A 25,459-nucleotide genomic window follows, 5' to 3' on the forward strand; every position below is an offset into this window, starting at 1 on the left:
ATGTCCATTCACGAGAACCTTCTCGGGGGACCGCCCCCGACCCATCTCCCCGACGACCCCGAGCCGCGCGAGCTGCTCGCTTCCGGGACGGCCCCGGCCGAGGTCGCCGCGAAGTACCCGACCTCCTCGCTGGCGTGGGCGCAGCTCGCCGACGACGCCTTCGAGGGCGGCCGGGTCGTCGAGTCCTACGCGTACGCCCGCACCGGGTACCACCGTGGCCTCGACGCGCTGCGCCGCAACGGCTGGAAGGGCCATGGCCCCGTGCCGTTCGAGCACGAGCCGAACCGCGGGTTCCTGCGGGCGCTGCACGCGCTCGCGCGCGCCGCGCAGGCCATCGGCGAGCAGGAGGAGTACGAGCGCTGCTGGACCTTCCTGAAGGAGAGCTCGCCGACCGCGGCCTCCACCCTGTCCTGACGGGGAGCGGCGGCACGGGGGAGCCACGGCACGGGGGAGCCGCAGGCGCCACAGGCGCCAAAAGCACACCAGGCAGCACGTGGTGGCGAACGCCACAGGGCCCGTCCGGGCGGAGATCCGGGCGGGCCTTGCCCCTGCGCGGGGCATTGCCCATGATTCCTGTGGGCCCGCCCGCAGGCCGCGCAAGCGCAGGTCGTGGGCCGGGTCCGAGGGGACCGGGGCTCCGAAACCGTCGAGACGACAGGAGGGGCGGACCGCTACCCGGCAGCTTGCGTCGAGGAGACAGCGATGTCGCACCGACCCGATGCCCCGGAGACCGGTTCGGCCGAACCGAACCTGGACTTCGAAGGCACCACCCCGTACGAGGACTACGTCCAGGCGGACGTCCTCACCCACCTCCAGCACCCACTTTCCGACGATCCGGGCGAGATGGTCTTCCTCGTCACGACCCAGGTCATGGAGCTGTGGTTCACCGTCATCGTGCACGAGTGGCGCACCGCGGCCGACCGGCTGCGCGCCGACGACGTGCCGGGCGCGCTGGCCGCGCTGAAGCGCTCCACCTACGAACTCCAGGCGCTCAACGCCTCCTGGGAACCCTTGGCCCATCTCACCCCCGCGCAGTTCAACGCGTACCGCTCCGCGCTCGGTGAGGGCTCCGGCTTCCAGTCGGCGATGTACCGGCGCATGGAGTTCCTGCTCGGCGAGAAGTCGGCGTCCATGCTCGTACCGCACCAGGGCGCGCCCCGCGTGCACGGCGAGCTGGAGAAGTCGCTGTACGAGCCGAGCCTCTACGACGAGGTGCTGCGCTTCCTCGCCCGCCGTGGCGAGGACATACCGGCCGACGTCCTGGAGCGCGACGTCTCCCGGCGCTACGAGCCCGACCCGGCCGTCGAGGCCGTGTGGGCCCGCGTCTACGCGGCGTCGGACGACAGCGGCCGGGGCAGGGACGAGGCGGGGGAACTGCTCCGGCTGGGCGAGGCGTTGACCGAGGTCGCCGAGCTGGTGTGGCGATGGCGCAACGACCACCTCGTGGCCACGCGCCGCGCCATGGGCGCCAAGACGGGCACCGGCGGCTCGGCCGGGGTCGCCTGGCTGGAGAAGCGCGCGGCGAAGAACGTCTTCCCCGAGCTGTGGACGGCGCGCAGCCATGTCTGAGCGCGGTGGTCACGGTGGTATCGCGGAGGGGCGCGGCCCGCTGGCGGCGGAGGCGGCGGCGCTGGACGCCGAGGACGTGCTGGCCGCCAAGCGCAAGGACTTCGTGCTGGACGACACCGTCTATCTCGACGGCAACTCGCTGGGCGCCCTCCCCCGTTCCGTGCCCGGCAGGCTCGCGGACGTGGTGGAGCGCGAGTGGGGGCGGCTGCGCATCCGCTCCTGGCAAGAGTCGGGCTGGTGGACGGCGCCCGAGCGCGTCGGCGATCTGATCGCCCCGCTCATCGGCGCCGCCGGGGGGCAGGTCGTCGCCGGGGACTCGACCAGTGTCAATGTGTTCAAGGCGGTCGTCGCCGCGGTCCGCATGGCCCAGAACGACGGCGACGGCGAGGGCGGCGCGGGCGAGGGCGGCAGCGGACCGGCCCGTACCGAAGTCCTCGTCGACGCGACGACGTTCCCCACCGACGGATACATCGCCGAGTCGGCCGCGCGGATGACGGGCGCTACGGTCCGTGCCGTCGCCCCGGCGGACATGGCGGCCGAGGCGGGCCCGACGACCGCGGTGGCCCTCGTCAACCATGTGGACTACCGCACCGGCGAGCTGAACGATCTGCCCGGCATCACGGCCGCCGTCCACCGCGCGGGGGCCCGCGTCGTGTGGGACCTGTGCCACAGCGCGGGCGCACTACCCGTGGACCTCGACGCCTCGGGCGCCGATCTGGCCGTCGGCTGCACGTACAAGTACCTCAACGGAGGGCCTGGTTCGCCCGCGTACCTGTACGTGCGCCGCGCGCTCCAGCCGCGCTTCGACTCGCCCCTTCCGGGCTGGAACTCGCACGCGGACCCGTTCGCCATGTCCGCCGGTTACCGCCCCGCAGAGGGCGCGGCGAGGGGGCGCGTCGGCACGCCCGACATCCTGTCGCTGCTGGCGCTGGAGGAGGCGCTGGGCGTGTGGGAGGGCGTCGAGCTGACGGCCGTGCGCGCCAAGAGCCTCGCCCTCACGGACTTCTTCCTGCGCTGCGTGCGCGCCTACGTACCGGAGGGGCGCACGCGCTCCCTCACCCCGGAGGCGCACGGGCGGCGCGGCAGCCAGGTGTCGCTGCTGTGCGAGGACGGAGTGGACGCGGGCCAGGCGATGGAAGCCCTGATCGCGCGGGGAATAGTGGGGGATTTCCGGCGTCCCGGCGTACTCCGCTTCGGCTTCACCCCGCTCTACACTTCGTTCGCGGACGTCGAGCGCGCGGCTCGCGTCCTGGGGGAGGTGACGGGGGTGACGGGGTGAGCGACGAGGAATTCAAGGCTCTGCTCTCACTGGAACCGGTGGAGCCGGAGCGCGTCGAACGGTACGGCGAGCATCCTTCGCAGGTCATCGATTTCTATGGGGTGGGGGCACCAGGACCGCGGATCACGGTCCTGCACGGCGGCTTCTGGCGCGAACGGTACGACCGCGCCCATCTGTCCCCCTTCGCCGCCGCGTTGGCGGGGCGCGGGATGCGGGTGGAGCTGGTCGAGTACCGGCGCGTGGGAGGTGGCGGCGGCTGGCCGACGACCGCCGAGGACGTGGACGCGGCACTGGAGCATCTCGGGTCACCGCCCGATGTGCTGCTCGGGCACTCCGCCGGCGGTCAACTGGCGCTGTGGGCCGCGGCCAGGAGGGAGCGCGCGGCGGGCCGCATCGTGGCCGTCTCCCCGGTCGCCGACCTGGGGCGCGCCCACCAGCTCGGCCTGAGCGACGGCGCGGTCGCCGAGTTCCTCGGCGGCCCCGACCTGGTGGCGGGACGGCTGTACGAGGCCGACCCGATGAAGCTGCTGCCCCGCGTCGCGGTGGAGATCCTGCACGGCACGGCCGACAAGGACGTCCCGCTGGAACTGTCCCGCCGCTACGCCAACGACTGGGGCACCCGCCTCCACCTGCTCCCCGGCGTCGGCCACTTCGCGCCGTTCACCCCACGAACGGCGGCCTTCGACGTCCTGCTGGACACCTTGAAGTGACGGCCCCGCGCCCCCGTACGCACCATGCGGGGGCGCCGGGCCGACCGGGCCCCTCAGCGGACCCAGTTCTTCAGCGGCTCGGTGTCGAGGACGATCCCCACCGGTCCGGGCAGCTCGACGCTCTTGCCGAAGGGGACGCGCGCCGTGCGCTCGTAGCGCACCCCGTCCGGCTCGCTGTGCACGACGGTCTCGCCGCTTTCCCGGTCGACGAGGAGATAGACGGGGATGCCGCTCTCCGCGTAGGCGCGGGGCTTCTCCACGCGGTCTCGCAGATCTGTGCCCGAGTCGTAGGAGGTCACCTCCACCGCCATCAGCACGGGCGCGGGGTCGGCCCACTCGCCGTGCCCCGCGAAGGCGTCGGCGGGCACGAGGCTCCCGTCGGGGCGGGCCCGCCCGTCGCGGTACGTCTCGATCCGCAGCCCCTGCTGGGAGTCGAGCCACAGCTCGGGCCTGTGCTGCATGCAGACGCGGGTCAGCCACTGGATGACGCGTCCGTGATCGCCGTCGGGCACGGCCTTCTCCCCGATCCGTCCGCCGATGAACTCCAACGTGACGGTCTCGGGCGCGGCGGCGGCGATCTGCTCGAAGTCCGCCACTGACATCAGAGAAGTGCGCTCGGCCATGACCGTCATGGTGCATCCCCTTCCAGGTGATGGCCAGTGTGGCGCGTCCCGCACGCCGAACGGCCCTGTCCGTACCTCCGTTCACCTGTGCGAGTGAACGGAGGTACGGACAGGGCCGGTCCGGGCGCCCCAGGAGGCCCTACTTCGTCTCCAGATCCCTCCTGCGGAAGCCCGCCAGGCCGAGCGCGAACAGGGCCGCTGCCACGGCCGTCAGGATCAGCAGCGGGGTCCACTCCAGGTCGTGGGCGGGGAGCTGGGGGATGTGGCCGAAGGGGGAGAGGTTGTTCATCCAGGCGGGGAACTGGAGGATCTGGCCGAGGTAGCCGACGACGAACGCGTAGACCGGCACGAGCCACACCGCGGCCGTCGCCCGCGGCAGCCAGCCGAAGAGCAGCGTGGCCAGGCCCGCCGTGACCCACAGCGCGGGCGCGTAGGCCAGCGCGGCGCCCGCCAGCTTCGCGACCAGCGCGCCGTCCCCCGTCGAGGCCGCGCCCGCGAGGCCGAAGCCGAGTCCGGCCAGGAGCAGCGCCGCCGTGCCGCCGACGACGGCGATGACGAGGTGGCTGCCCGCCCAGCGGGTGCGCGAGAGGCCCGTGGCCAGCAGGGGTTCGGCGCGGCCCGCACTCTCCTCGGCGCGGGGCCTGAGCGTTGCCATGACGACGTACACGGCGGCCAGGATCGCGTTGACGATCATGACGATGGAGGCGAAGGAGTCCGTGAACGAGGCGCCGCCCGCCTGCGCGAGCGCCTTGTCCATCGCGTCGACGTCCTTGAGCATGTCCTCGACGTCGCCGAGGATCGACCCGTACATCGCGCCCAGCACGAGCAGCGCGGCGCCGAAGCCCGCCATCGTGCCCCGCTGGAGCCGCAGCGCGAAGCCGAGCGGGCGCACCAGTGCGGCGGAGGCGGCCGAGGCGCCCTGCTTCTGGGCGCGCAGCCCGGCGCCCACGTCGCGCCGGGTGCTGAGCACGTACGCCGTGGCCGTGACGACGGCCGCGGCGCCGAGTGCCAGGAGCAGCGGCCACCAGCTGTTGTCGACGTAGGGGTAGGTGCGCTGCGCCCAGCCGATGGGGGAGAGCCAGGAGAGCGCGTCGGTGCCGACGTCACCGGCCGCGCGCAGCACGTAAGCGGCCCCGATGACGGCCATGGCCATGCCGGAGGCGCCCCGCGTGTGCCCGGTGATCTGCGCGGTGACGCAGGCGACAGCCGCGAAGAAGATCCCGATCGCGGCGTGCGCGGCCCCGTAGAGCAGCGAGCCGCCCGTGGTCACCCCGTCCATGCCGAGCCCGGGGAGGCCGACGCCCAGCAGCAGGGCGAGCCCGAGGTTGGCGAGGACGGCGAGGGCCAGTGCCGAGGTCAGCGAGGCGTGCCGTCCGACGACACCGGAACGCACCAGTTCGGCGCGTCCCGTCTCCTCCTCGGCGCGGGTGTGCCGCACCACGATGAGCACGCTCATCAGGCCGACGAGGACTCCGGTGAAGCCCATCATCTGGTGGCCGAGCATGGAGCCGAAGTTGTAGTCGTCGAGGTAGTGGCGCGGGCCCGTCATGGCGAGCCCGGCGGGGCTGTCCATGGTCCTGGCGACGGTGGCGCGGTCGGCGCCGCCGGAGTAGAGCTGCTCGAACTTGCTGGTCGAGGTCAGGGTGCCCAGGAACAGGGCGAGGATCCAGACGGGGGTGCGGACGCGGTCGCGGCGCAGTCCGAAGCGCAGCAGGGTGCCGGTGCCCGCGAGCGCGTGGCGTCCGGTACGGCCGTCGCCCGAGGTGTGCGGCCGGGCCGGGGTCGCGGTGCCGGTTCCGGCGCCCGCTCCCGGCCCGGCGCCGGTGGGGGTCTCGGTGCTCATGACGCGGCCTCTCCGGTCCCGGCTCCGGCGTCGGCGTCGGCACCGGCACCGGCACCGGCACGGTGGCCGTTCGCGGCCAGCTCGTCGCCGTAGTGCCGCAGCATCAGCTCTTCGAGGGTGGGCGGGTGGCTGGTGAGGCTGCGCAGGCCGAGCCCGGTGAGGTGGCGTACGGCGCCGTCCAGGTGCGCCCCGTCGACGGCGAAGTGCACGCGCCCCTCGTCCGTCCGCAGGTTGTGGACGCCGGGCAGCTCGCGCAGCCCGGTGACGGGGCGCTCGGTCTCCGCCTCGATCGTCGTACGGGTCAGGTGCCGCATCTCGCTGAGCGTCCCTGACTGGACGGTCCTGCCCAGCCGGATGATGCTGACGCGGTCGCAGAGCTTCTCGACCTGGGCCAGGATGTGGCTGGAGAGCAGCACCGTCTTCCCGGCGTCCTTCGCCTGGAAGATGACGTCCTGGAAGATCACCTCCATGAGCGGGTCGAGCCCCGCCGTCGGCTCGTCGAGGAGCAGCAGCTCCGCGTCCGAGGCCAGCGCGGCGACGATGGCGACCTTCTGCCTGTTGCCCTTCGAGTACGTGCGGCCCTTCTTCGTCGGGTCGAGGTCGAACCGCTCGATGAGTTCGTCCCTGCGCCCCTTGTCGATGCCCCCGCGCAGGCGCGCGAGCAGGTCGATGGCCTCGCCGCCGGTGAGGTTCGGCCAGAGTTCGACGTCTCCGGGCACGTAGGCGAGGCGCCGGTGCAGCTCGACGGCGTCGTCCCAGGGGTCCTGGCCCAGCAGGCGCGCGCTGCCGGTGTCCGCGCGCAGCAGGCCGAGCAGGACGCGGATGGTGGTGGATTTCCCGGCGCCGTTCGGCCCGAGGAAGCCGTGCACCTCGCCGGTTCCGACCTCCAGGTCGAGACCGTCCAGCGCGCGGGTCCGGCCGAAGGTCTTCACGAGGCCGGATACGGAGATGGCTGTGGCCGTGTTCATGTTTTGGAAGCTACGCTTATTTCACAAACTTGTGAAGTTAAGGAAGCGTTAGAGTCTTCCCGTACGTGAGCTGAGCAGGGAGAAGCTGGAACGGTGACGCGAGAGCGACGACGGCAGGGGCCCGCCGAGCACGAGGAGCCCGCCTCGGAGCGGCACTACGAGAGCGCCGTCTCCCCGTTCGTCGAGCGCTTCGCCGCCGACCTCACCGAGGCCGGTATGCAGCGCATGTCGTCCCGGGTCTTCGCCTGTCTGCTCGCCTCGGACGAGGGTGCGCTGTCCTCGGCGCAGCTCGCCGAGCGCCTCCGGGTCAGCCCGGCGGCCATCTCGGGCGCCGTCCGCTATCTGTCCCAGGTCCGCATGGTCAGCCGCGAGCGCGAGCCGGGCTCACGGCGCGAGCGCTACCGCGTCCACCACGACGTCTGGTTCGAGGCGATCACCAGCCGCGACACCCTGCTGCACCGCTGGACCGCCACGCTCCGCACCGGGGTCGACGCGGTCGGCGCGGACAGCGCGGCGGGGCGCCGCATCGAGGAGAGCCTGGAGTTCCTGGACTTCGTGGCGGAGGAGATGAACGGTCTGCGGGAGCGCTGGCTCAAGCAGCGCGCGGAGCGGGAAGCTGAGCGCGAGGCCGAGCGCGAGGCCGAGCGGGAGACCGGCCGGGGCGGGCCCGGCGGCCCGGTCTGACCCGTCGAGGGCACGTCGGGCGGGCGCGTGCGCGGGGTCCGTCGGGCGCGGGCGTGGGCGCGGGCGTGAGCGCGAGACGATCGCCGTACGGTGCGGGAGGCGGCGCAGCGGTCCGTCGGGGCGAGCGTGGGCGCGAGGGCGAGGGCGAAGGGGGCGGCACGGCGGCACCGGAGCCGACGGCCGCTGACGCCTCCGCCCCGCCCCCTTCGCCCCCTCGGCGAACCCCGCCCCCTCAACGCATGGGCACCATCAGCCGCAGCGCGGACGGCACCACCGTCCACGTCCGGGTACCCCGCACGGGCCCCCGTTCCGCGCACCCCGCGCGGTAGCGGAATTCGGGCCCCGCGACGGTCACGGCCCGCGCCCTGGCCCGTACCGGCGCGGACACCGCGCGCTCGCGCACCGTCACCTCCGCCATGCCGCCGTCGTCCGTCGAGACGGACACCTCCTCGACGGGCCGGTCCCAGTCGGCGAGCAGCTCACCGTCCGCCTCCACCCGGAGCCGCTGCGCGGGCACGCGGCCCGTGACCGCGCCCGGCTGGGGGGCCAGGACCGTACGCGCGAGGCTGCGGCAGGCGCGGCGCCAGGGCGAGTCCGCCGGGCCGCCGCCGTCACCGTCGGACGGGACCGCGCCGCCCGCGCCGCCCGTGCCACGCGCACCGCCCGCACCACGCGCCCCTCGCGCCCCGCCCACGCCGTCCGTGCCCGGGATGCGCAGGCCGCCCAGCACGACGCCCCCGCTGTCGTCCACCAGCAGATCGAGCCACTGCTCGGCCCCGCCCAGCGCGGCCCGCGCCGCGCCCACCGCGTCCGGCGGCACCCCCAGCGCGCGGGTCAGCGCCACGCTCGGCTCCGCGCCGACGGGGACCACCGAGAGCACCGACTCGCTCAGCTTCCGCTCCCCGTGCAGCAACTGCACCGCCCGCAGCAGCGCGAGGTCGTCACCGATGACCACGGGACGCCGCGCGCCCCTGCGCGCGAAGGCCCGCGCGATCTCCTCCGGGTTGTCCGGCACGCACACCTTCACACCCGGTGCACCCGCACACAGCACGTCCCTCGCGATCCTCACGGACTCTCCGTCCGTCAGCCGTGCGGCGGGGTCGATGACCACGAGCAGGGGAGGGCCGGGAGCCCTCGCGGGGTCTGGAGCCGACACCTTGTTCCTCTCTCAGGTAACCTCTCGGTGCAAGAGCCCCTGTCGCTGTTGCGCCAGGGGCTTCCTCTATCTGGGGCACCGGTCCACGGCTCTTGCGATGGCAAAAGCGCCATGCACGTGGGACATGCCCCGCCCGGAAGGGGTGTACGCCTGTGCCCGCACTTGTGCTGCTCGGTGCTCAGTGGGGTGATGAAGGCAAGGGAAAGGCCACCGATCTGCTCGGTGGGTCCGTGGACTATGTGGTGCGCTACCAGGGCGGCAACAACGCCGGCCACACGGTCGTCGTAGGCGACCAGAAGTACGCGCTGCACCTCCTCCCTTCCGGAATCCTCTCCCCGGGGTGCACCCCGGTCATCGGCAACGGAGTCGTCGTCGACCCGTCGGTCCTGCTCTCCGAGCTGAGCGGACTCGACGAGCGCGGCGTCGACACGTCCAAGCTGCTGATCAGCGGTAACGCGCACCTGATCACGCCGTACAACATCACCGTCGACAAGGTGACGGAACGCTTCCTCGGGAAGCGCAAGATCGGCACGACGGGGCGCGGCATCGGCCCGACCTACGCCGACAAGATCAACCGCACCGGCATCCGCGTGCAGGACCTCTTCGACGAGTCGATCCTGCACCAGAAGGTCGAGGCGGCCCTGGAGTACAAGAACCAGGTCCTCGCCAAGCTCTACAACCACCGCGCCATCGTCACCGAGCAGGTCGTCGAGGAGATGCTCGGCTACGCGGACGCGCTCAAGGGCTACGTCGCCGACACCACCCTGCTCCTCAACGACGCCATCGACGAGGGCAAGGTCGTCCTCTTCGAGGGCGGCCAGGGCACGCTGCTCGACGTCGACCACGGCACGTATCCCTTCGTGACCTCCTCGAACCCGACCGCGGGCGGCGCCTGCACGGGCGCGGGCGTGGGCCCGACGAAGATCAGCCGCGTGATCGGCATCCTGAAGGCGTACACGACGCGCGTCGGCGCGGGCCCCTTCCCGACCGAGCTGTTCGACGCCGACGGCGAGGCGCTGCGCAGCATCGGCGGCGAGCGCGGGGTCACCACGGGCCGCGACCGCCGCTGCGGCTGGTTCGACGCCGTGATCGCCCGCTACGCGACCCGCGTCAACGGCCTCACCGACTTCTTCCTGACGAAGCTCGACGTGCTGACGGGCTGGGAGCAGATCCCGGTCTGCGTCGCGTACGAGATCGACGGCAAGCGCGTCGAGGAACTGCCGTACAGCCAGACGGACTTCCACCACGCGAAGCCCGTCTACGAGTACCTGCCGGGCTGGACCGAGGACATCACCAAGGCGAAGTCCTTCTCGGACCTGCCGAAGAACGCGCAGGCGTACGTGAAGGCGCTGGAGGAGATGTCCGGCGCCCCGATCTCCGCGATCGGCGTCGGCCCTGGCCGCGACGAGACGATCCAGGTCAACTCCTTCCTGAGCTGACCTGAGCTGACACCGGGCCGCCCGCCGAGGGGCGCCCCGCTCACGCGGAGGCTCGTCGGCGGGCCGCGCCTCTTACCTATGGCGCGCGGTGGACCGGGCGCCGATCAGGTAGGAGAGGTCGCGCACGCCGGGCGCTTGCGGGTGCTGGCGCACCAGGTCCACGGCGATGCGGCGGATGGAGGGGCGGCCGAGTACCTCGGTCCGGGCCTCGCGGGCGGCGGACAGCAGAGCCTCGGCGGTCTGCTCAGGGCGTCCCCACTGCCACCAGGCGCGGGCGAGGTCGGTGTGGAGCCGTCCGCGCCGTTCCGGGCTGCGGAACTGTGTGGGGTGCAGTCGTTGTCCTGCCTCGACGGCCGCTCCGGCGTCGTGGAGTGCCCAGTGCACGCCCACTTCGTAGAGGCCGACAGCTGCCGGGGTGATGGTGGCCGCCTCGCGCGGGGTGGCAGGCAGGCGACGTGTGCTCCGCCTGGCCTCGGCGATCAGCTCGTGCGCGTCGTCGCGGTCCCCGGCACGGGCCGCGGTATAGGCCGCGGTGCACAGCATCTGCGCGTACATCGCGGTGAGTCGGGGGGTGGGCAGACCGGTGGCCTCGATGCGGTTCAGGGCTGTCCGAGTGACCAGTGCCGCGTCCTGGGGCTGGTCCTGGTGGCGCAGGACGATGCTCAGGGCCCTGGCCGATGCTCCTTCCGCCAGCGGGTCGCCGGAGAGTTTCGCCCAGGTGCGGGCCCGATCGGCGGCTTGTCCGGAGAGACGGTACTGGGCGATCTTGCTCAGGTAGTGGGAGGCGAGGGTGTAGCAGTGCGACACCTGCGCGCAGGCGGCCGGAGTGCGGTCCTCGGCCGCCGCCTCGGCAGTGGCCAGCAGCTCCTCCAGCGCCTGTGGCATCCGCTTTAGCCGCCCACTGTCGAACAGGGCTTGGGCGCGTCGGAGCTGCCGGGGAACACCGCTCGGCGGCTGCTTGGGCGAGGGCATGGCCGCGAACGCCGTGTCCAGGGAGACGAGAGAGGCGGGAACGCTCAGGCCGGCGGCCGTGACGAGCGAGCGACGTCGCATCGGATCATCCTCCTGGGACGCAGGCGCGGGACGCGATCCGGCCACCCTAGAACCATGTGGGTACACGAGCCCCAGCACCGCGCCAATTACCCACGCAGGGATGGAAAGCTCCACGGCCAGGGGCCGCAGCTCGTCCGTGGAGACGGCCCGGCGTTGCTCCATACGGCTGAGGGCGGACTTGGACCGGCCCATCCGGACAGCCAGCTCGCACTGCTGCATGCCATGGTGTTCGCGGGCGAGCTGGATCAGGGCCCCGACGTGCTGACGGGCGATGACCTGCCGGGCCCGAGGAGAGTCCCAAAACGGATCGCGCATCCGAGCCCCCGGTCTGGAGTGCCGGAATCCGAAACCTCACCACGGTAGGGGCGCCGTCACAGACCGTCCAGGGAAGTTGCACATTCCGCAACCGTGTTGCGGCTTGCGGGAGTCGGCTCCTCTCCGTCGTCCGGCGGCGGTGTGCTGGCCGGACAGGCACCACGCCAGCGAGAGGAGCACACACATGGCAACCGCGACCGCACTGGAGCCGCGCACCGCACACCGCGACCCCCGCGACTTCGTGACACCGGAGCTGTGGAACCGGCAGATCCACCTGCTCACCCGCGACTGGCCGTGGGACGCGGTCATGGCCGAGCGGGTCTTCGGCCAGGCCGTCTCCTACCTGATCACCGCGATGGAGACCTGGGGGAAGCAACTGGAGCTGTGCTGCGGCCGTCTCATCGACATCGCCGTGCACAACTTCATCCTGGACACCGTGTACTACCGCGAGTTCTGCGCGCGGCACTTCGACGGCGGCTTCCTGGAGCACATCCCGGAGATCACGTTCAAATACGACGGGTCGGTGCGGCGCACCGCCCAGGTCATCGCCGAGCACGGCTTCGAGGTGGACTGGAAGCTGTGGGAGCGGGACTACGCCCGCTGCGGGCCCTGCCGCCCTGGCGCGAACTGCCACTGAAAGAAGGGCGCGGCCCGCGACCGGCACGTAGCGGTCGCGGGCCGCACCATGCCGTGCGGGAACGGATGAAAATCCGGCTCTTGGCGGTGCGGGGAAGAGCGCGAGGGCTACGGTGTCAGCCACCTCGCCCACCGTCGCACCAGGAGTTCCCGCATGCCCCCCGCCCCCCAGGCGCAGCCGCGCCCCGCCTCGGAGGGCCGCCCGGACCTCTCGCGGTTCGACTGGACCCAATACCCCGGCCACGGGCCGGGCGCCGAGTTGCTGGGCACTCCCCGAACCGCCCTGGACCTGGGATGCGGCGATGGCGCGGAAGCCGCCTACCTCGCCCGACACCACGGCGTCCAGGTCACCGGCGTCGACCACTCCTCCGCGCAGATCCAACGCGCCCGGCGAAGTCGAACCGACCCCGGCCTGACGTTCATGGAGGCAGAGGCTTGCGCGTTCCTCGCCGCCACCGACACCGTCTGGGACGCCGTCTACAGTTGCTGGGGCGCGATCTGGTTCACCGACCCCGAACGCCTGCTGCCCCTGATCGCACCCCGCCTCGCCCCCGGGGGCATGCTCGTCTTCGCGCACGCAGAGGCACTGGAGGGCTACTACGGACCGCAGGGCATCTACGCCCACGGTCTGCGAGGGCCGCGACGCCTCGAAGTGCGCTGGGCCTACACCCCCGACGCCTGGGCCGACCTCCTCAAACACCACGGCTTCACCGACATCGATATCCGGCTGGAAGCGCCGGACCCCCAGGACGTCCGCACCCTGCTCGTCCGCGCTCGCTCCGTTCTCGCTGGCTACTAGGCTGCGCCGGGGATTCGGGGAACAGAAGGGTGGCCGATGCCTGCGAGGAAGCCCGCGACGGAGCGGCAGCGGCGGTTGGGTGCGGAGCTGCGCAAGATGCGTGAGCATGTGGGGCTGACGATCAACGAGGCCGCCGCCATCCACCGGACGGACCGTACGACGGTGAGCAACACGGAGTCCGCGCGGTCCGGTGTGAGCAGTGACCGGGTGCGGGTGTGGGCGGCGAACTACTCCTGTCCCGACACGGATTACATCGACGCGCTCGCGGAAATGGCCAGGGAGCGCGGCACGCACTGGTGGGACGAGTACCGGGGCGTCATGGCCGCCGGAGCACTCGACCTCGCGGAGATGGAACACCACGCGAGTGCGCTCAGGTCCGTCCAGCTCACGCACATGCCAGGACTCCTCCAGCACGAGGACTACGCGCGAGCGGTCTTCAGGGAGGCCGTGCCCGCGCCGAGCGACAGTGCCCTCGGGGTCCGGCTCGCCTACCGGATGCGGCGGGCCGAGGTGCTGACGGGAGAGGCCGCGCCGACGGCCGTGTTCCTCATTCATGAGGCGGCGCTGCGCATGCAATTCGGCGGCCGGACCGTCGCGCGTACGCAACTCGACCACTTGCTGGAACAGTCCGAGCGGGAGAACGTCACGGTCCGAGTGATGCCGTTCGCGATGGGTGGCTTCCCGAGCGCGGGCAGTTCCACCTTGTACGCATCGGGGCCGGTGCCCCCGTTGGACACCGTGCAAACTGATACTCCGGTGGGGCCGGGTTTCCTGCACTCGGAGACGTACCTCGCCAACTACCGGACGGTGATCGACCGTTTGGAAGAACGGTCGCTCGAACCCAATCGGTCACGCGACCTCATCCGCGACGTGGCCCGAGAGATGTGAAGGCTGGAGACCGTGCACATTCAGTGGCGCAAGTCCTCGTTCTCGGAGGACGCCGAAGGCAACAACTGCGTTGAACTCGCATCGCATGAAGGCCAGATCCTCATACGTGAGAGCGACGATCCGGAGGTGGTCGTCAGGACGACACCGGAGAAGCTGCGCGCGTTCCTAGCCGGAGCCAAGGCCGGTGAGTTCGACAGCTTCGCGTAGCTGTCGTCGCAGACGCTTCTATGGGCGAGGCATATGCCAACCTGTGAGCTGTTTCACGCAACATGTGGTCTCAGGGAACAAGTTGCCGCTACGCTCACAAAGAAGCGCCCCGGCGGTGTCTGAACCACACCCCGGGGCTTGGCCAACGCCACCCTTAACCAGGAGCGTCAGCATGACTCACCGTATCGGCCCTGCCCTGAAACGAACACTCGCCCACATCCTTGCGGTGCTCGCCCCACGGGCGCGCCCCCTTCCGGCAGCCCACACGCCCCGCACCCTCAGCGGGCGGCGGCTGCTCACCCGCGTCGTCGAACCGCCGCACCTCCCGGTGAGCGCGCGCGGTCACCGGGACGCGCCCGCGTTCGACGGTGCCGCCGGGCCACTCGTGCGGCCGTACTTCCTGGCGCACGAGCGTCAGGAACGCCGCACCGCGCTCGCCCTCGCGCTGGACGGGATCGATGTCGGGCCGTGGGTCATCCACGGGCACCCCGTCGGCGCCCCGGCCGTGGCGGGGGTGGCCGCCTGATGGGTACCGCCCCTGACCGGAACGGCAACCGCAACGGCAACGCCGACGCGCTGCACGTCAGCCGCGTGCCCGGCAAGCCCGTGCGGCGGGAGGCGGACGGGCGGCTCGCCGTCCACCTGTGGCTGCGGAAGGGCGGCACGTTCGACGGCGACCTGGCCCTACGGCTCGGCCCCGCGGAAGCGGAACCCCTGCACGCGCAGCTCTGTTTCGCCCTCGCGGCGGAACCCGCCGCGCCGACCACGTCGAGCGGCGCCGTCCCCGGCTGCCGTCAGCCCGTCCAGGGGCCCTCGGGAGTGCGCTGGTAGGACCCCGCCAGCCCCCCGCCCCAGGGGCCCGCGTCAGTTCACGCGGGTGTACGTCAGCGACGTGTAGCCGCCGGGGAACTCGCGGACGAGGTGGCCGTCACCGGTGACGCGCAGTTCCGACGCGTCGCCGGTGGCGCAGTCGCCCGAGGAGCGCTTCTGGTTCACCAAGGGGGGCGCCACGCGCAGGGGTTCGTCCGTGCCGCCCGCGGAGAAGAGGTCGACGGACGCCTCGCAGTGTTCGCCGCCGCCCTCGGAGACCAGGGTGACGGCGGCGCTGCCCACGGGCTTGCGCTCCACCGTCATGCGCTGGGTGCCGCCGTTGGCCAGGGGGCGCTGCCAGGTGCCGATGTAGGCGTCGGGGATCTTCTCGGCGCCGGTGACCTTGCGGAGCTTCGCCGAGCGGCCGGCGGCCTTCCAGGTGAGGGTGCCGTCGGAGTTGTGGATGAGGGTGTGGGAGCCCAGGGCCGAACACCTGCCGTCGGGCACGCTCTTGACGACCTTGGTGTCCAGTTCTATCGACGTCTCGCCCTTGGAGTTCGTCTTGGTCTCGTCGAGCTTGCCGTCGCTCTTGCACTCGTAGGTCTTGCCCAGGCTGATGCTGTCGGCGACGATCTCGCCCATGCCGCCTTTCGAGATGACGAAGCGCCGGTACTGACCCGTCGGCTCGCCGTACCTGTCGACGGGGCCGCTCCAGGTGCCGACGAAGTCGGCGGGGACGTCCGAAGCGCCGCTGCCGCTCGCGTCGTCCGCGCCCGAGACCGAGCCCAGCAGCGGCACGTCGGCCCCCGAGGCGACGACCCCAGCGCAGGCCACCAGCACCACGGCGCCCAGAGCCAGCAGGAGGCGGCGCCGCCGGGACCGTCCGCCACGCGCGCTTCCGGTCTCCGCGCCGCCCGCGCCGCCGGACCTGGCCCCCGTGCCGACGAGCCCCGTCTCCGCACCGTAGGACGCGCTCGCGAGCGCACCGTGCCGCGCGGCCAGCTCGGCCGACGGCGCCCCGGAGCCGGAACCGGCCCCCGAACCGGCCCCCGGCGGCGGCGTCGCGGACGCCTCCGCGCCCTGTCCCTGCCCTGCCCCCGTACGGGCCGTGTCGCGCGAGCCCGAAGGCGGCGTGTCCGTATCGAGGAGCTGCACGGCGTGCCGCCCCAGTTCGGCGATGAGCGTCGCGGGGAGCCAGGGCGCGGAGGCGGTGCCCGTGGAGATGGGCTGGACGCGCGCGACGACGTCCTCGGGCGCCGGCCGCTTCTCGGGGTCCTTCGCCATGCAGTCCTTGATCAGGCTCAGCAGCGGCTCGGTGATGCCCTCCAGATCGGGGTCCTCCGTCGCGATGCGGAACATCACCGAGTGGACGCCGCCGGGACCGCCCCCGCCGAACGGCGGCCGACCCGTCGCCGCGTACGCCAGCAGCGTGCCCATGCAGAACACATCGCTCGCCGGGGTCAGATGCTGGCTCTTGATCTGCTCGGGCGACATGAAGGTGGGGGAGCCGACGGTGACCCCGGTGCTGGTCATCGAGGACTCGGGGAGCGCGTAGAGGGCGCGGGCTATGCCGAAGTCGATGACGCGGGGGCCGTCGATCGTGAGCAGGACGTTGGACGGCTTGAGGTCGCGGTGGATCAGTCCGGCGCCGTGGATGTCGAGGAGGGCGCTGGCGAGCCCGTAGGCGAGGGTGCGTACGGAGCGCTCGGGCAGCGGACCGTGGCCGCCCCGCACGCTGCCGGAGACGACCTCGTCGAGAGAGGGGCCCGCGATGTAACCGGTGGCGACCCAGGGCGTGTCCGCCTCGGTGTCGGCGTCCAGGACGGGCGCCGTCCAGCGCGCGCCGACGCGCCGTGCCGCCTCCACCTCCTGACGGAAGCGGGCGCGGAACAGTTCCTGGGAGGCCAGTTCGGTCTTGACGAGCTTGACCGCGACGGTCCTGCCGCCCTCGGAGCGCGCGAGATAGACGCGGCCCATGCCGCCGCTGCCGAGCCTGCTCAGCAGCCGGTAACCGCCTATCCACTGCGGGTCGTCCGCTGCCAGGTCTCCCATCCCGTCCCTCATCTCGGTTCGTGTGCGTCCGTCCTGAGACCTTCTCACTGTCGTTCACGAAGGTCACAGGAGGGCTGCCAACCGGTTCCCTTTCAGCCGTTACGGGTGGGGCCGACGCCGCACTGTTCGGACATCTGGGCAGGTCAGGGGGGTGGTGAAGGTGGTGCGACGGGAGTGGGGAGGTGCTGCGGTCACGGTGTGGCGGTCAGCCCGCGGTCAGCCTGTCGTGCTGTACGGAGCTGAGGCGGATGACGTAGACGAGGGCGAGGATCGTGGCCGGGACGCCGAAGAAGTCCGTGAACAGGCGGACGGCGACGAGTCCTTGCGCGTCGCTCAGGCTGACCGCGTCGTACCAGCTCTCCCAGAAGCCGAGGAAGCCGAGGCAGAAGTAGATCATCCACAGTGTCCACCAGGCGTTGACCACGCCGCGCGGCACGCGCGGGCGCTGCTGCCCGTACCACTGGCCCGTGCCGGGAAGGCTGGCCGTCCACACGTCGTTGGCGATCTGCTTCGGCATGAACAGGTTGCAGAACGGGATGTACCAGCAGGCTGCGGCCATCTCGGGCGCGTAGCGGATGCGGCCGGGCGCGAAGTGCTCCGCGTTGATCCGTACCCGCCAGAACCACACCGTCCACAGCACGGTCAGCGGCAGCCCGATGACGACGGCGAGGACCTCCATCGCGATGGTGGAGTTCTTCAGCAGGACGAAGTCGGTGGCCGTGCTGACCTCGCGCAGGGAGCCTTCCAGCGCGGTCAGCGACGAGTCGACCATCAGCACGACGACGAGGTCGGCGACGGTCCACGCCAGGATGAGGCCCAGCAGCACATTGATGTACCGGGCCAGCGGCTGCGGCGAGCGCGCGGGGCGGCTCGGGGGCGGCGGCGCGGCTGCGGGTGCGGGCGCGGGCGCGGGGGCGCCGTTGGGGCCGTAGGACGGGCCGACGGCGAAGCCCGGGTTCGGGGTGTTCGGGATGCCGGGTCCGGGGCCCGGCGGCTGGGGCTGCCACGGCTGCGGCTGCGGCTGCCCGTACGGTCCCGGGCCCGGAGCGCCCATGACGCCCGTGGGCGGCCCGTACACGCCGGTCGGCGCGCCGAAGGACGGCGGCGGGGTGGAGGAGACCGGGGGCGGCGGGGTGGAGGCCGCGACGTGGGACGTCGACGGGGGAGGCGTGGAGGAAGCGGAGCCGGAGCCGGAACCGGAACCGGAGCCGGAGCCGGAGCCGGAGCCGGAACCGGAAGCCGGGTCGGACGCCGGTCCTGGTGGTGAGGGCTGCTGGCCCTCCGGGTCCTCGCTGTCCAGGAGCTGGACGGCGTGCCGCCCGAGCTGGGCCAGCACCTCGCCGGGCAGCCACGTCGCGGCGAGTGCGCCGCCGCCGGTCCGCTCGGTGAGCGCGTCGAGACCGGGGCGGCCCGCCGGGTCCTTGACGAGGCAGTCGGCTATCAGCTCGCGCAGCGCGCCGGATATGCCCGTCAGATCGGGCTCCTCTTCGGCGATGCGGAAGAGCAGCGCGTGGATGCCGCTGTCGGAGGTGCCGAAGGGCATCCGGCCCGTCGCCGCGTACGCGAGCACGGCGCCGAGGCAGAAGACGTCGCTCGCGGTCGTCACCCGCTCCCCCCGCACTTGTTCGGGCGACATGAAGCCGGGCGAGCCCACGAGCGCGCCCGTGCGGGTCAGCCCGCCCGCCGACTGGACGGCCGTGTCGAGCGCGCGGGCGATGCCGAAGTCGATGACGCGGGGGCCGTCGATGGTGATCAGGACGTTGGACGGCTTGAGGTCGCGGTGGATGAGCCCGGCGTCGTGCACGGCGCGCAGCGCCTGGACCAGGCCGGAGGCCAGCGCGGTGACGGAGTGCTCCGGCAGCGGACCGTAGTGCTCGTCGACGACCTCGGTGAGGGAGGGGCCCGCGACGTAACCCGTCGCGACCCAGGGCGTGTCCGCCTCGGTGTCGGCGTCCAGGACGGGCGCCGTCCAGGCGCCGCCGACGCGGCGGGCCGCCGCGATCTCCAGCGCGAACCTGCGGCGGAAGTCGGGCTGCCTGGCAAGCTCGGACTGCACGACCTTGACCGCGACCGTACGGCCGCGCTCGGAGCGCGCCAGATACACGAGGCCCATGCCGCCCTCGCCCAGCCTGCCGAGCAGCCGGTAACCCCCGATCCAGCGCGGATCTTCGGTACTCAGCCGCTTCATGTGTGCTACCTCTCCCCCGATGCCCGGTGTCGGCTGGTCCGAGGATAGAGGTGCCCGGACGGCCGGATGTGCGAGGGAGCGCATCCGATTCGGTCTCGATACGTTCGCCGCCGCCCGGTCGCGGAACGTCGCCCGATCGCGGGAGGCCGCCCGGTCGCGGAACCCGGGATCTTCCCCGTGACCTTTAACGGCTGGAGGAGGTCGCGTTAACCCTCGGCTGCCTAGCGTCCTCGGCATGGATTCGATCAGTCAACTCCTCGCCCACCTGGGCCTCGACCTCGTCGCCGTCCTGACGCTGACGTTCGCGGTCTACTACCCGAGACACCGGCGCCGGGACCTCGTGCCCGCCTACCTCGCGCTGAACGTCTCGCTGTTCGCGGTGGTCGCGGCGCTCGCCCGGGTCGGCGGCGACGGCGGGCTCGCGCTCGGCTTCGGCCTCTTCGGCGTGCTGTCGATGATCAGGCTGCGGTCGGAGTCCATCCAGAACGAGGAGGTCGCCTACTACTTCACGACCCTCGTCCTCGGCCTCATAGCGGGCCTGCCCCACCTGCCTTTCGCGCTCGCCGCCACGCTGTGCGCGCTGCCGCTCGCCGTGGTCTGGGCCGCCGACCACCCGCGCCTCTTCGCCCGTACGCACCGCGCGGTCGTCACCTTCGACGCGGCGCTGACCGAGCCGGAGGCCGTGGAGGCGTATGTGCGCGAGCGCTTGGGGGAACCGCAGTCGTGGAAGGTTCAGGAGATCGACTACGTACGAGATCTCGCCGTCGTCGACGTCCGCTACCGCCTGAGCGCGGCGCCCGCGCACCGCGCGGACGGTACGGGACACGCGGCCCGCGCCGAGCGCACCGACAGGGCCGACCGCACGGCTCCGGCGCCCGCCCCCGCCCCCTACGCCGCGTCCACGACCGGGTCCGCGATCGCCGACCACTCGCAGGAGGCCGCCGTATGACCGCCCCCGCCGTCCGCGCCATTGGCCGCGCCGCGCTCTCCGCGCACCCCATCGCGCTCGAAGACGTCCTCGCCCGCGCCCAGCTCCTGGCCAGGTTCGACCGCGCCTACTTCGTCCCGGCCCGCGTCTTCCTGGACTTCGCGGCCCGCCTCACCGACCCGCGCCGCCGCGACCCCTTCCGCGCGCTGTCCATCGACGGCCGCCGCTGGTTCCGCTACCACTCCGTCTACTACGACACCGAGGGACTGCGCTCGTACCACGACCACCGCCAGGAGCGCCGTCACCGGTTCAAGATCCGGGAGCGGCTCTACGAGGACTCTGGGGAGCGGCAGTTCGAGCTGAAGCTGAAGGGGAGCAGGGGCGAGACGGTGAAGTACCGCCAGCCCCTGGAGGGCTCCGCGCTCGGCGCCCGGCCCCGGCGCTTCCTGGAAGAGACCCTGTCCTCCGTCTACGGGATCGAGGCGCCCACCTCCCTGCGCCCCTCCCTCGTCACGGACTACCTGCGCGCGACGCTCGTCGCCGAGGGCCAGCGCATCACGTGCGACGCGGGCCTGGTCTGCCGGGACGCGGCGGCCGACGGAACCGGAACCGGAACCGGAACCGGCGCGGGCGGGGTACGGGGCGCGAGCGATCTCGTCCTCGTCGAGACGAAGTCGGCCGGGCATCTGACGGAGGCGGACCGGATGCTGCACGCGTACGGGATCCGGCCCGCCGACTTCACCAAGTACGCGGCCCTGGGCGCGCTCCGCCCCTCGCTGCCCTCCAACCGCTGGCACCGTGGCCTGGCGACGGCGTTCCCCGGCCGCGGGTGACGGACGTACCGGATGCGCCCGATGAGCCCCGGCGAGCCCTCTCAGGCGAGCCCGAACTCTCAGGCGAGCCCGAAGCGGCACCGCACGCGCGCGCCCCGCGCCCGCCCCCGCCCTTCGTCGTCCGCCGCGCCGAAGGTGACCTCGCCGCCGGAGTCCTCCGCCGTGCGGCGGGCGATGTCCAGGCCGAGCCCCGTCGAGCCCGCGCCGCTGCTGCCCCGTGCCGTCACGCTCTCGCCGCCCCCGCCCCCGTCGCCGTCGTCGGGGAAGCCGGGCCCGTCGTCCTCCACCAGCAGGACGCCGTCGTCCGTGACGGTCACCCACAGCCCGGTGCCGTCGGGGGTGTGGTCCAGTACGTTGCCGATCAGCGCGTCGAGCAGCGCTCGCAGATCGTCGCCCGACACCCGCACCACGACGCTCCCGGACGGCACCGTCACCGACACGGCCCGGCCCTGGTCCTCGGCGAGCGGCGCCCAGAACCCGGCGCGTTCCCTGGCGACGGCGGCGAGGTCGGCGCGCTCGCTGCCCGGCTCGGCGCCCGCCCTGCGCGCCGTGCGGATCACCTCGTCCACGCTGCGCTCCAGTGCCACGACCCCGGCCCCGATCCTGGCCGCCTCCTCCGGGTCGCGCAGGCCCTCGGCGTCGAGGCGCAGCGCGGCGACGGGCGTACGCAGCCGGTGCGCGAGGTCGGCGGCGCGCTCCCGCTCGGCGGCGACGAGCCCGTCGATGCGCTCCCCGAGTTCGTTCAGCCGCCCCGCGACGAGGCGCAGCTCGTCGGGCCCCAACGGCTCGGCCCGCGCGTCGAGCTGCCCGCCCGCCAGCCGGTCGGCGACCCCGGCGAGCAGCCGCGTGGCCCGCACGAGGCGCGCCGCGAGCCGGTCCGCGAAGGCGAGACCCAGCAGCATGAGGGCCACGCCGAGCCCCGCGACCGCCAGCCAGGACGGCAGCACCCCGGCCCGCAACTGCCCCTCGCTCACGGCGACCTGCACGACGGAGGCGCCGTTCTCCCTCGCATCCGAGCCCGTGCCCGAGCCCGTGCCCGTGCCCGTGCCCGAGCCCGTGCCCGCCGCGTCGCCCGTCCCCAGCACGGGAACCATGACCACGCGCCCGCCCGAGGCGGGCGAGTAGGTGAAGGCCCGCCCGTGCCGGGCCAGCCGCAGCGCCGCCGCGCTCACGTCGGGCGCCCGCTCGCCCAGGGTGTCCCCGTCGGCGAGGACGACCGACGTACGCGGCTGCCCCCTCCCGTTCAGCCCGTCCAGCACACCACGCACCACGTCGCGCCCGTCCCGCTCGGCCGCGCCCCCCGAACCGGCGCCGACGAGCGAGCCGCCCACGACGGCCGCGACGGACTGCCCGCGCTCGGTCGCGTCCGTCATCGCGCGGTCCTCCGCGTGGCTGCGGGCCAGCAGGGCCAGCGGGACCAGGAGGACGGCGAGGACGACGGCGGTCGTCGTCCCGATCAGCACCAGCAGTTGCCTACGCACGGCCGCCCTCCCCGTCCCCGGCGCCCCCGGCGTCCCCGTCGCCTTCCGGTTCCTCCTCCGGAGCCGCGAGCTTCACGCCGACCGTGCGCACCGTGTGCAGATAGCGCGGGCGCTGGGCCGTCTCGCCCAGCTTCCGCCGCAGCCAGGACAGGTGCACGTCGACGGTCTTGTCCGCGCCGCCCAGCGGCTGCTGCCAGACCTCGGCCAGCAGTTCGCGCCGCGAGACGACCTGGCCCTCGCGCCGGGCGAGGTAGCACAGCAGGTCGAACTCGCGCGGCGTCAGCTCCAGCGGCTCCCCGTCGAGCGTCACCTCGCGGGCCGAGGGCGAGACGCTGAGCCCGCCGACCCGTACGGGCGCCTCCGGCTCCTCGGCGGCGCCCGCGCCCAGCCGCCGCAGCACCGCCTTGATCCGCGCGTCCAGCTCGCCGGATCCGAAGGGCTTGACGATGTAGTCGTCGGCGCCGTCGCCGAGCGCCGCGACGATGTCGGTCTCCTCGTCCCTGGCCGTCGCGACGATGACGGGCACGTCGCTCACGGACCGCAGCATCCGCAGCACGCTGCCGCCGTCCACGTCGGGCAGACCCAGGTCGAGGACCACGAGGTCGGGGCGGTGTGTGACGGCCGCGTCCAGGCCCGCCATCCCGGTCGAGGCGGTGGCCACGGCGTGCCCGCGGTCGCGCAGCGCGCGTACGAGAGCGCCGCGGAGCTGGGGGTCGTCCTCGACGACCAGGAGATGGGACATACCCGTCACGGTAGCGAGGGCCCGGAGTATGGAAACACCGGGTACATGTACCGGCCAGCGATTTTGTGGGGGCCTTAACCGGACGTTAGGGAAGCGCGCGCCACACTGGCGGCATGGGTGAGGACGAGACCTCCGCGCGCGGCGCGGGCGAGGGGACCGAGGGGGCCGAGGGGCCCGCGCGGCGGCGCGGTGTGGCCGCGGCGGCGTGGGTGTGCTCGGTGGCCGCGGCTGCGGTACTGGGCGCGTGGTCGTTCGCGCACGCGGACCCGGGCGGCCAGTACGAGCGGCCCGAGCCGCTGAGCGACGCGGGCGTACGGCAGGAGCTGGCCCAGGAGCGCGCCGCCGCTGCCTCCGCTTCGGCTTCCGCTTCCGCGAGCGCGTCCCCGTCGAAGGGGGCGCCGTCCAAGGAAGCGCCGTCGAAGGGGACGCCCTCCAGCGGGGCAGCCTCCAGCGGGGCGCCCTCCGAGAAGCCCGCGCCGCCCTCCACCGTCCGCTTCCCCGACGGCGTCGCCACCGCCACGGCCGACTGCCGCCCCGACGGCACCGTCCGCCTCCTGAGCTGGAGCCCCGCCGAGGGCTACAGCGTGGACGAGGTCGAGCGCGGCCCAGCGCGCAGCGCCACCGTCGAGCTGGAACCGCTCGCGGACGACGCCGACGACATCACCGTCGCCGTACGCTGCGACGATGGGAAACCCCACACGACAGTCGTACCGGAGGACGAGGACGACGACTGATCCATAGGGTGGGGGCGTCCGTCCTCCCCCGCGCTCCCCCACGGGCGCGGGAGGCCCCCTGTCCGGGCGGACGACACGCGACGAACCGAGGTAGCGACCGTGACGACGACGCACTCCGCGACGCACTCCGCCGAGACGCCCGCAGCCGACCCCGCCGCCGGCGCGGCGGTCAAGGCAGCCGACCGCGCCCACGTCTTCCACTCCTGGTCGGCCCAGGGCCTCATCGACCCCCTGCCCATCGCGGGCGGCGAGGGCTCGTACTTCTGGGACTACGAGGGCAACCGCTACCTCGACTTCGCCTCCCAGCTCGTCAACACCAACATCGGCCACCAGCACCCCAAGGTCGTCGCCGCCATCCAGGAGCAGGCGGGGCGCATGTGCACGATGGCGCCCGGCTTCGCCGTGGACGTGCGGGCCGAGGCCGCGCGGCTCATCGCCGAGCGCACGCCGGGCGACCTCGACAAGATCTTCTTCACCAACGGCGGCGCCGAGGCCGTCGAGCACGCCGTGCGCATGGCCCGCGTCCACACGGGCCGCCCCAAGATCCTGAGCACCTACCGCTCGTACCACGGCGCCACGGGCGCGGCCATCAACATCACGGGGGACGCCCGCCGCTGGCCCTCCGACAACGGCACGGCGGGCGTCGTCCACTTCTTCGGCCCGCACGCCTACCGCTCCCACTTCTACGCCGAGACCGAGGAGCAGGAGTGCGAGCGGGCGCTGGCCCACCTGGAGGAGACCATCGCCTTCGAGGGCCCGCAGACCGTGGCGGCGGTCGTCCTGGAGACCGTCGTCGGCACGGCGGGCATCCTCGTGCCGCCGCCCGGCTACCTCGCGGGCGTGCGCGAGATCTGCGACCGCCACGGCATCGTCTTCGTCCTCGACGAGGTCATGGCGGGCTTCGGACGCACAGGCGCCTGGTTCGCCGCCGACCACTTCGACGTCGTGCCCGACCTCATCACCTTCGCCAAGGGCGTCAACTCCGGCTACGTGCCGCTCGGCGGCGTCGCCATCTCCGGTGCCGTCGCGGCCACCTTCGACCAGCGCCCCTACCCCGGCGGCCTCACCTACTCGGGGCACCCGCTGGCCTGCGCCTCCGCCGTCGCGACGATCAACGCCATGGCCGAGGAGGGCATCGTCGAGCACGCGGCGCACATCGGCGAGAACGTGATCGGCCCGGCGCTGCGCGAGATCGCCGAGCGGCACCCGTCGGTCGGCGAGGTGCGCGGCATGGGCGTCTTCTGGGCGCTCGATCTGGTGAAGGACCGCGCGACGCGCGAGCCGCTGGTGCCGTACAACGCGAGCGGCGCCGCGAACGCGCCGATGGCCGCCTTCGCGGCGGCCTGCAAGCGCGGCGGCGTGTGGCCCTTCGTGAACATGAACCGCACGCACGTCGTCCCGCCGTGCACCGTCACCGAGGCGGAGGCGAAGGAGGGCCTGGCCGTCCTCGACGCGGCGCTGAACGAGGCCGACGCACACACCGTCGACGCCGTCTCGCGTGACTGACCAGGGAGGCGTCGGC

The 25,459-nt window shown here is 72.8% G+C and carries 25 protein-coding genes; 16 read left to right on the plus strand and 9 right to left on the minus strand.

Annotated features, from left to right (window positions below; translation table 11 throughout):
- From ACWGJ2_RS24540 to ACWGJ2_RS24555, 4 genes are all read left to right on the plus strand, one after another.
- The gene (locus ACWGJ2_RS24540) at window positions 1-414 is read left to right on the plus strand and encodes a DUF3151 domain-containing protein (protein ID WP_453348351.1); all 414 of its coding nucleotides are present in this window, start codon (window positions 1-3) and stop codon (window positions 412-414) included.
- A 288-nt stretch (window positions 415-702) separates the two neighbouring features.
- Window positions 703-1,569 carry a tryptophan 2,3-dioxygenase family protein gene (locus tag ACWGJ2_RS24545; protein ID WP_453348352.1) on the plus strand — a complete coding sequence of 289 codons (867 nt, stop codon included), beginning with the start codon at window positions 703-705 and terminating at the stop codon, window positions 1,567-1,569.
- Window positions 1,562-2,848 carry a kynureninase gene (locus ACWGJ2_RS24550; protein WP_453348353.1) on the plus strand — a complete coding sequence of 429 codons (1,287 nt, stop codon included), beginning with the start codon at window positions 1,562-1,564 and terminating at the stop codon, window positions 2,846-2,848. Before ACWGJ2_RS24545 ends, ACWGJ2_RS24550 begins: the two co-directional genes overlap by 8 nt.
- On the plus strand, window positions 2,845-3,558 hold the full coding sequence (locus ACWGJ2_RS24555) for an alpha/beta hydrolase family protein (RefSeq protein WP_453348354.1): 714 nt from the start codon (window positions 2,845-2,847) through the stop codon (window positions 3,556-3,558). The genes ACWGJ2_RS24550 and ACWGJ2_RS24555 overlap by 4 nt, the downstream gene beginning before the upstream one ends.
- A gap of 53 nt (window positions 3,559-3,611) precedes the next feature.
- Here ACWGJ2_RS24555 and ACWGJ2_RS24560 read toward each other — a convergent pair whose 3' ends face one another.
- The 3 genes from ACWGJ2_RS24560 to ACWGJ2_RS24570 all read right to left on the minus strand — a co-directional run bounded on the left by ACWGJ2_RS24560 (window position 3,612) and on the right by ACWGJ2_RS24570 (window position 6,992).
- The gene (locus tag ACWGJ2_RS24560; protein ID WP_453348355.1) at window positions 3,612-4,190 is read right to left on the minus strand and encodes a Uma2 family endonuclease; all 579 of its coding nucleotides are present in this window, start codon (window positions 4,188-4,190) and stop codon (window positions 3,612-3,614) included.
- 130 nt (window positions 4,191-4,320) lie between these two features.
- Window positions 4,321-6,024 carry an ABC transporter permease gene (locus ACWGJ2_RS24565; RefSeq protein ID WP_453348356.1) on the minus strand — a complete coding sequence of 568 codons (1,704 nt, stop codon included), beginning with the start codon at window positions 6,022-6,024 and terminating at the stop codon, window positions 4,321-4,323.
- Complete coding sequence (locus ACWGJ2_RS24570; RefSeq protein WP_453348357.1) at window positions 6,021-6,992, minus strand: ATP-binding cassette domain-containing protein; 972 nt, start codon at window positions 6,990-6,992, stop codon at window positions 6,021-6,023. Before ACWGJ2_RS24570 ends, ACWGJ2_RS24565 begins: the two co-directional genes overlap by 4 nt.
- 93 nt (window positions 6,993-7,085) lie before the next feature.
- Between ACWGJ2_RS24570 and ACWGJ2_RS24575 the strand changes: the two genes are divergently transcribed.
- Window positions 7,086-7,676: a GbsR/MarR family transcriptional regulator gene (locus tag ACWGJ2_RS24575; RefSeq protein ID WP_453348358.1), complete on the plus strand. Its 591-nt coding sequence runs from the start codon at window positions 7,086-7,088 to the stop codon at window positions 7,674-7,676.
- A gap of 232 nt (window positions 7,677-7,908) precedes the next feature.
- Here the strand turns inward: ACWGJ2_RS24575 and ACWGJ2_RS24580 are convergent, their stop codons facing one another.
- Window positions 7,909-8,787, minus strand: a complete 879-nt coding sequence (locus ACWGJ2_RS24580; RefSeq protein WP_453348388.1) for a diacylglycerol kinase — start codon at window positions 8,785-8,787, stop codon at window positions 7,909-7,911.
- Between the two features lie 197 nt (window positions 8,788-8,984).
- Between ACWGJ2_RS24580 and ACWGJ2_RS24585 the strand changes: the two genes are divergently transcribed.
- Complete coding sequence (locus tag ACWGJ2_RS24585; protein ID WP_453348359.1) at window positions 8,985-10,271, plus strand: adenylosuccinate synthase; 1,287 nt, start codon at window positions 8,985-8,987, stop codon at window positions 10,269-10,271.
- 72 nt (window positions 10,272-10,343) lie between these two features.
- Here ACWGJ2_RS24585 and ACWGJ2_RS24590 read toward each other — a convergent pair whose 3' ends face one another.
- A complete protein-coding gene (locus tag ACWGJ2_RS24590) occupies window positions 10,344-11,324 on the minus strand; it encodes a transcriptional regulator (RefSeq protein ID WP_453348360.1) in 981 nt (326 codons plus the stop codon).
- A 499-nt stretch (window positions 11,325-11,823) separates the two neighbouring features.
- Between ACWGJ2_RS24590 and ACWGJ2_RS24595 the strand changes: the two genes are divergently transcribed.
- From ACWGJ2_RS24595 to ACWGJ2_RS24620, 6 genes are all read left to right on the plus strand, one after another.
- Complete coding sequence (locus ACWGJ2_RS24595) at window positions 11,824-12,276, plus strand: hypothetical protein (protein ID WP_453348361.1); 453 nt, start codon at window positions 11,824-11,826, stop codon at window positions 12,274-12,276.
- A gap of 153 nt (window positions 12,277-12,429) precedes the next feature.
- The gene (locus ACWGJ2_RS24600; RefSeq protein ID WP_453348362.1) at window positions 12,430-13,074 is read left to right on the plus strand and encodes a class I SAM-dependent methyltransferase; all 645 of its coding nucleotides are present in this window, start codon (window positions 12,430-12,432) and stop codon (window positions 13,072-13,074) included.
- Window positions 13,075-13,110: 36 nt separating this feature from the next.
- Window positions 13,111-13,962, plus strand: coding sequence for a Scr1 family TA system antitoxin-like transcriptional regulator (locus tag ACWGJ2_RS24605; RefSeq protein WP_453348363.1), 852 nt, complete (start codon window positions 13,111-13,113; stop codon window positions 13,960-13,962).
- A 12-nt stretch (window positions 13,963-13,974) separates the two neighbouring features.
- Window positions 13,975-14,169, plus strand: a complete 195-nt coding sequence (locus ACWGJ2_RS24610; protein WP_453348364.1) for a DUF397 domain-containing protein — start codon at window positions 13,975-13,977, stop codon at window positions 14,167-14,169.
- Window positions 14,170-14,341: 172 nt separating this feature from the next.
- On the plus strand, window positions 14,342-14,695 hold the full coding sequence (locus tag ACWGJ2_RS24615; RefSeq protein WP_453348365.1) for a hypothetical protein: 354 nt from the start codon (window positions 14,342-14,344) through the stop codon (window positions 14,693-14,695).
- Window positions 14,695-15,000: a hypothetical protein gene (locus ACWGJ2_RS24620; protein ID WP_453348366.1), complete on the plus strand. Its 306-nt coding sequence runs from the start codon at window positions 14,695-14,697 to the stop codon at window positions 14,998-15,000. Before ACWGJ2_RS24615 ends, ACWGJ2_RS24620 begins: the two co-directional genes overlap by 1 nt.
- A gap of 33 nt (window positions 15,001-15,033) precedes the next feature.
- On the opposite strand, the gene ACWGJ2_RS24625 is transcribed toward ACWGJ2_RS24620, so the two are convergent.
- Both ACWGJ2_RS24625 and ACWGJ2_RS24630 read right to left on the minus strand, forming a co-directional pair.
- The gene (locus ACWGJ2_RS24625; protein WP_453348367.1) at window positions 15,034-17,031 is read right to left on the minus strand and encodes a serine/threonine-protein kinase; all 1,998 of its coding nucleotides are present in this window, start codon (window positions 17,029-17,031) and stop codon (window positions 15,034-15,036) included.
- Window positions 17,032-17,236: 205 nt separating this feature from the next.
- Entirely contained in the window at window positions 17,237-19,219 is a 1,983-nt protein-coding gene (locus tag ACWGJ2_RS24630) for a protein kinase domain-containing protein (RefSeq protein ID WP_453348368.1), read from the minus strand.
- Between the two features lie 235 nt (window positions 19,220-19,454).
- On the opposite strand from ACWGJ2_RS24630, the gene ACWGJ2_RS24635 reads away from it, so the two are divergent.
- Complete coding sequence (locus ACWGJ2_RS24635; protein ID WP_453348369.1) at window positions 19,455-20,168, plus strand: DUF4956 domain-containing protein; 714 nt, start codon at window positions 19,455-19,457, stop codon at window positions 20,166-20,168.
- Entirely contained in the window at window positions 20,165-20,980 is an 816-nt protein-coding gene (locus ACWGJ2_RS24640) for a VTC domain-containing protein (RefSeq protein ID WP_453348370.1), read from the plus strand. The genes ACWGJ2_RS24635 and ACWGJ2_RS24640 overlap by 4 nt, the downstream gene beginning before the upstream one ends.
- 59 nt (window positions 20,981-21,039) lie before the next feature.
- Here ACWGJ2_RS24640 and ACWGJ2_RS24645 read toward each other — a convergent pair whose 3' ends face one another.
- Together ACWGJ2_RS24645 and ACWGJ2_RS24650 are read right to left on the minus strand one after the other, a co-directional pair.
- Window positions 21,040-22,461 (minus strand): ATP-binding protein, encoded by a 1,422-nt coding sequence (locus ACWGJ2_RS24645; RefSeq protein ID WP_453348371.1) that lies wholly within the window; start codon window positions 22,459-22,461, stop codon window positions 21,040-21,042.
- The gene (locus ACWGJ2_RS24650) at window positions 22,454-23,203 is read right to left on the minus strand and encodes a response regulator transcription factor (protein ID WP_453348372.1); all 750 of its coding nucleotides are present in this window, start codon (window positions 23,201-23,203) and stop codon (window positions 22,454-22,456) included. The genes ACWGJ2_RS24645 and ACWGJ2_RS24650 overlap by 8 nt, the downstream gene beginning before the upstream one ends.
- A gap of 113 nt (window positions 23,204-23,316) precedes the next feature.
- Between ACWGJ2_RS24650 and ACWGJ2_RS24655 the strand changes: the two genes are divergently transcribed.
- Window positions 23,317-23,937, plus strand: a complete 621-nt coding sequence (locus ACWGJ2_RS24655; protein WP_453348373.1) for a hypothetical protein — start codon at window positions 23,317-23,319, stop codon at window positions 23,935-23,937.
- A 99-nt stretch (window positions 23,938-24,036) separates the two neighbouring features.
- A complete protein-coding gene (locus ACWGJ2_RS24660; RefSeq protein WP_453348374.1) occupies window positions 24,037-25,443 on the plus strand; it encodes an aminotransferase class III-fold pyridoxal phosphate-dependent enzyme in 1,407 nt (468 codons plus the stop codon).
- The last annotated feature ends 16 nt before the right edge of the window (window positions 25,444-25,459 follow it).

The sequence above is a fragment of the Streptomyces sp. NPDC054796 genome (genome assembly GCF_053611545.1).

Bases quoted from the DNA above. Each gene is read 5' to 3' on its own strand.
- ACWGJ2_RS24540 (WP_453348351.1), top strand. From the start codon at position 1: ATGTCCATTCACGAGAACCTTCTCGGGGGACCGCCCCCGACCCATCTC.
- ACWGJ2_RS24545 (WP_453348352.1), top strand. From the start codon at position 703: ATGTCGCACCGACCCGATGCCCCGGAGACCGGTTCGGCCGAACCGAAC.
- ACWGJ2_RS24550 (WP_453348353.1), top strand. From the start codon at position 1,562: ATGTCTGAGCGCGGTGGTCACGGTGGTATCGCGGAGGGGCGCGGCCCG.
- ACWGJ2_RS24560 (WP_453348355.1), bottom strand. From the start codon at position 4,190: ATGACGGTCATGGCCGAGCGCACTTCTCTGATGTCAGTGGCGGACTTC.
- ACWGJ2_RS24565 (WP_453348356.1), bottom strand. From the start codon at position 6,024: ATGAGCACCGAGACCCCCACCGGCGCCGGGCCGGGAGCGGGCGCCGGA.
- ACWGJ2_RS24570 (WP_453348357.1), bottom strand. From the start codon at position 6,992: ATGAACACGGCCACAGCCATCTCCGTATCCGGCCTCGTGAAGACCTTC.
- ACWGJ2_RS24590 (WP_453348360.1), bottom strand. From the start codon at position 11,324: ATGCGACGTCGCTCGCTCGTCACGGCCGCCGGCCTGAGCGTTCCCGCC.
- ACWGJ2_RS24595 (WP_453348361.1), top strand. From the start codon at position 11,824: ATGGCAACCGCGACCGCACTGGAGCCGCGCACCGCACACCGCGACCCC.
- ACWGJ2_RS24600 (WP_453348362.1), top strand. From the start codon at position 12,430: ATGCCCCCCGCCCCCCAGGCGCAGCCGCGCCCCGCCTCGGAGGGCCGC.
- ACWGJ2_RS24605 (WP_453348363.1), top strand. From the start codon at position 13,111: ATGCCTGCGAGGAAGCCCGCGACGGAGCGGCAGCGGCGGTTGGGTGCG.
- ACWGJ2_RS24615 (WP_453348365.1), top strand. From the start codon at position 14,342: ATGACTCACCGTATCGGCCCTGCCCTGAAACGAACACTCGCCCACATC.
- ACWGJ2_RS24620 (WP_453348366.1), top strand. From the start codon at position 14,695: ATGGGTACCGCCCCTGACCGGAACGGCAACCGCAACGGCAACGCCGAC.
- ACWGJ2_RS24625 (WP_453348367.1), bottom strand. From the start codon at position 17,031: ATGGGAGACCTGGCAGCGGACGACCCGCAGTGGATAGGCGGTTACCGG.
- ACWGJ2_RS24630 (WP_453348368.1), bottom strand. From the start codon at position 19,219: ATGAAGCGGCTGAGTACCGAAGATCCGCGCTGGATCGGGGGTTACCGG.
- ACWGJ2_RS24635 (WP_453348369.1), top strand. From the start codon at position 19,455: ATGGATTCGATCAGTCAACTCCTCGCCCACCTGGGCCTCGACCTCGTC.
- ACWGJ2_RS24640 (WP_453348370.1), top strand. From the start codon at position 20,165: ATGACCGCCCCCGCCGTCCGCGCCATTGGCCGCGCCGCGCTCTCCGCG.
- ACWGJ2_RS24650 (WP_453348372.1), bottom strand. From the start codon at position 23,203: ATGTCCCATCTCCTGGTCGTCGAGGACGACCCCCAGCTCCGCGGCGCT.
- ACWGJ2_RS24655 (WP_453348373.1), top strand. From the start codon at position 23,317: ATGGGTGAGGACGAGACCTCCGCGCGCGGCGCGGGCGAGGGGACCGAG.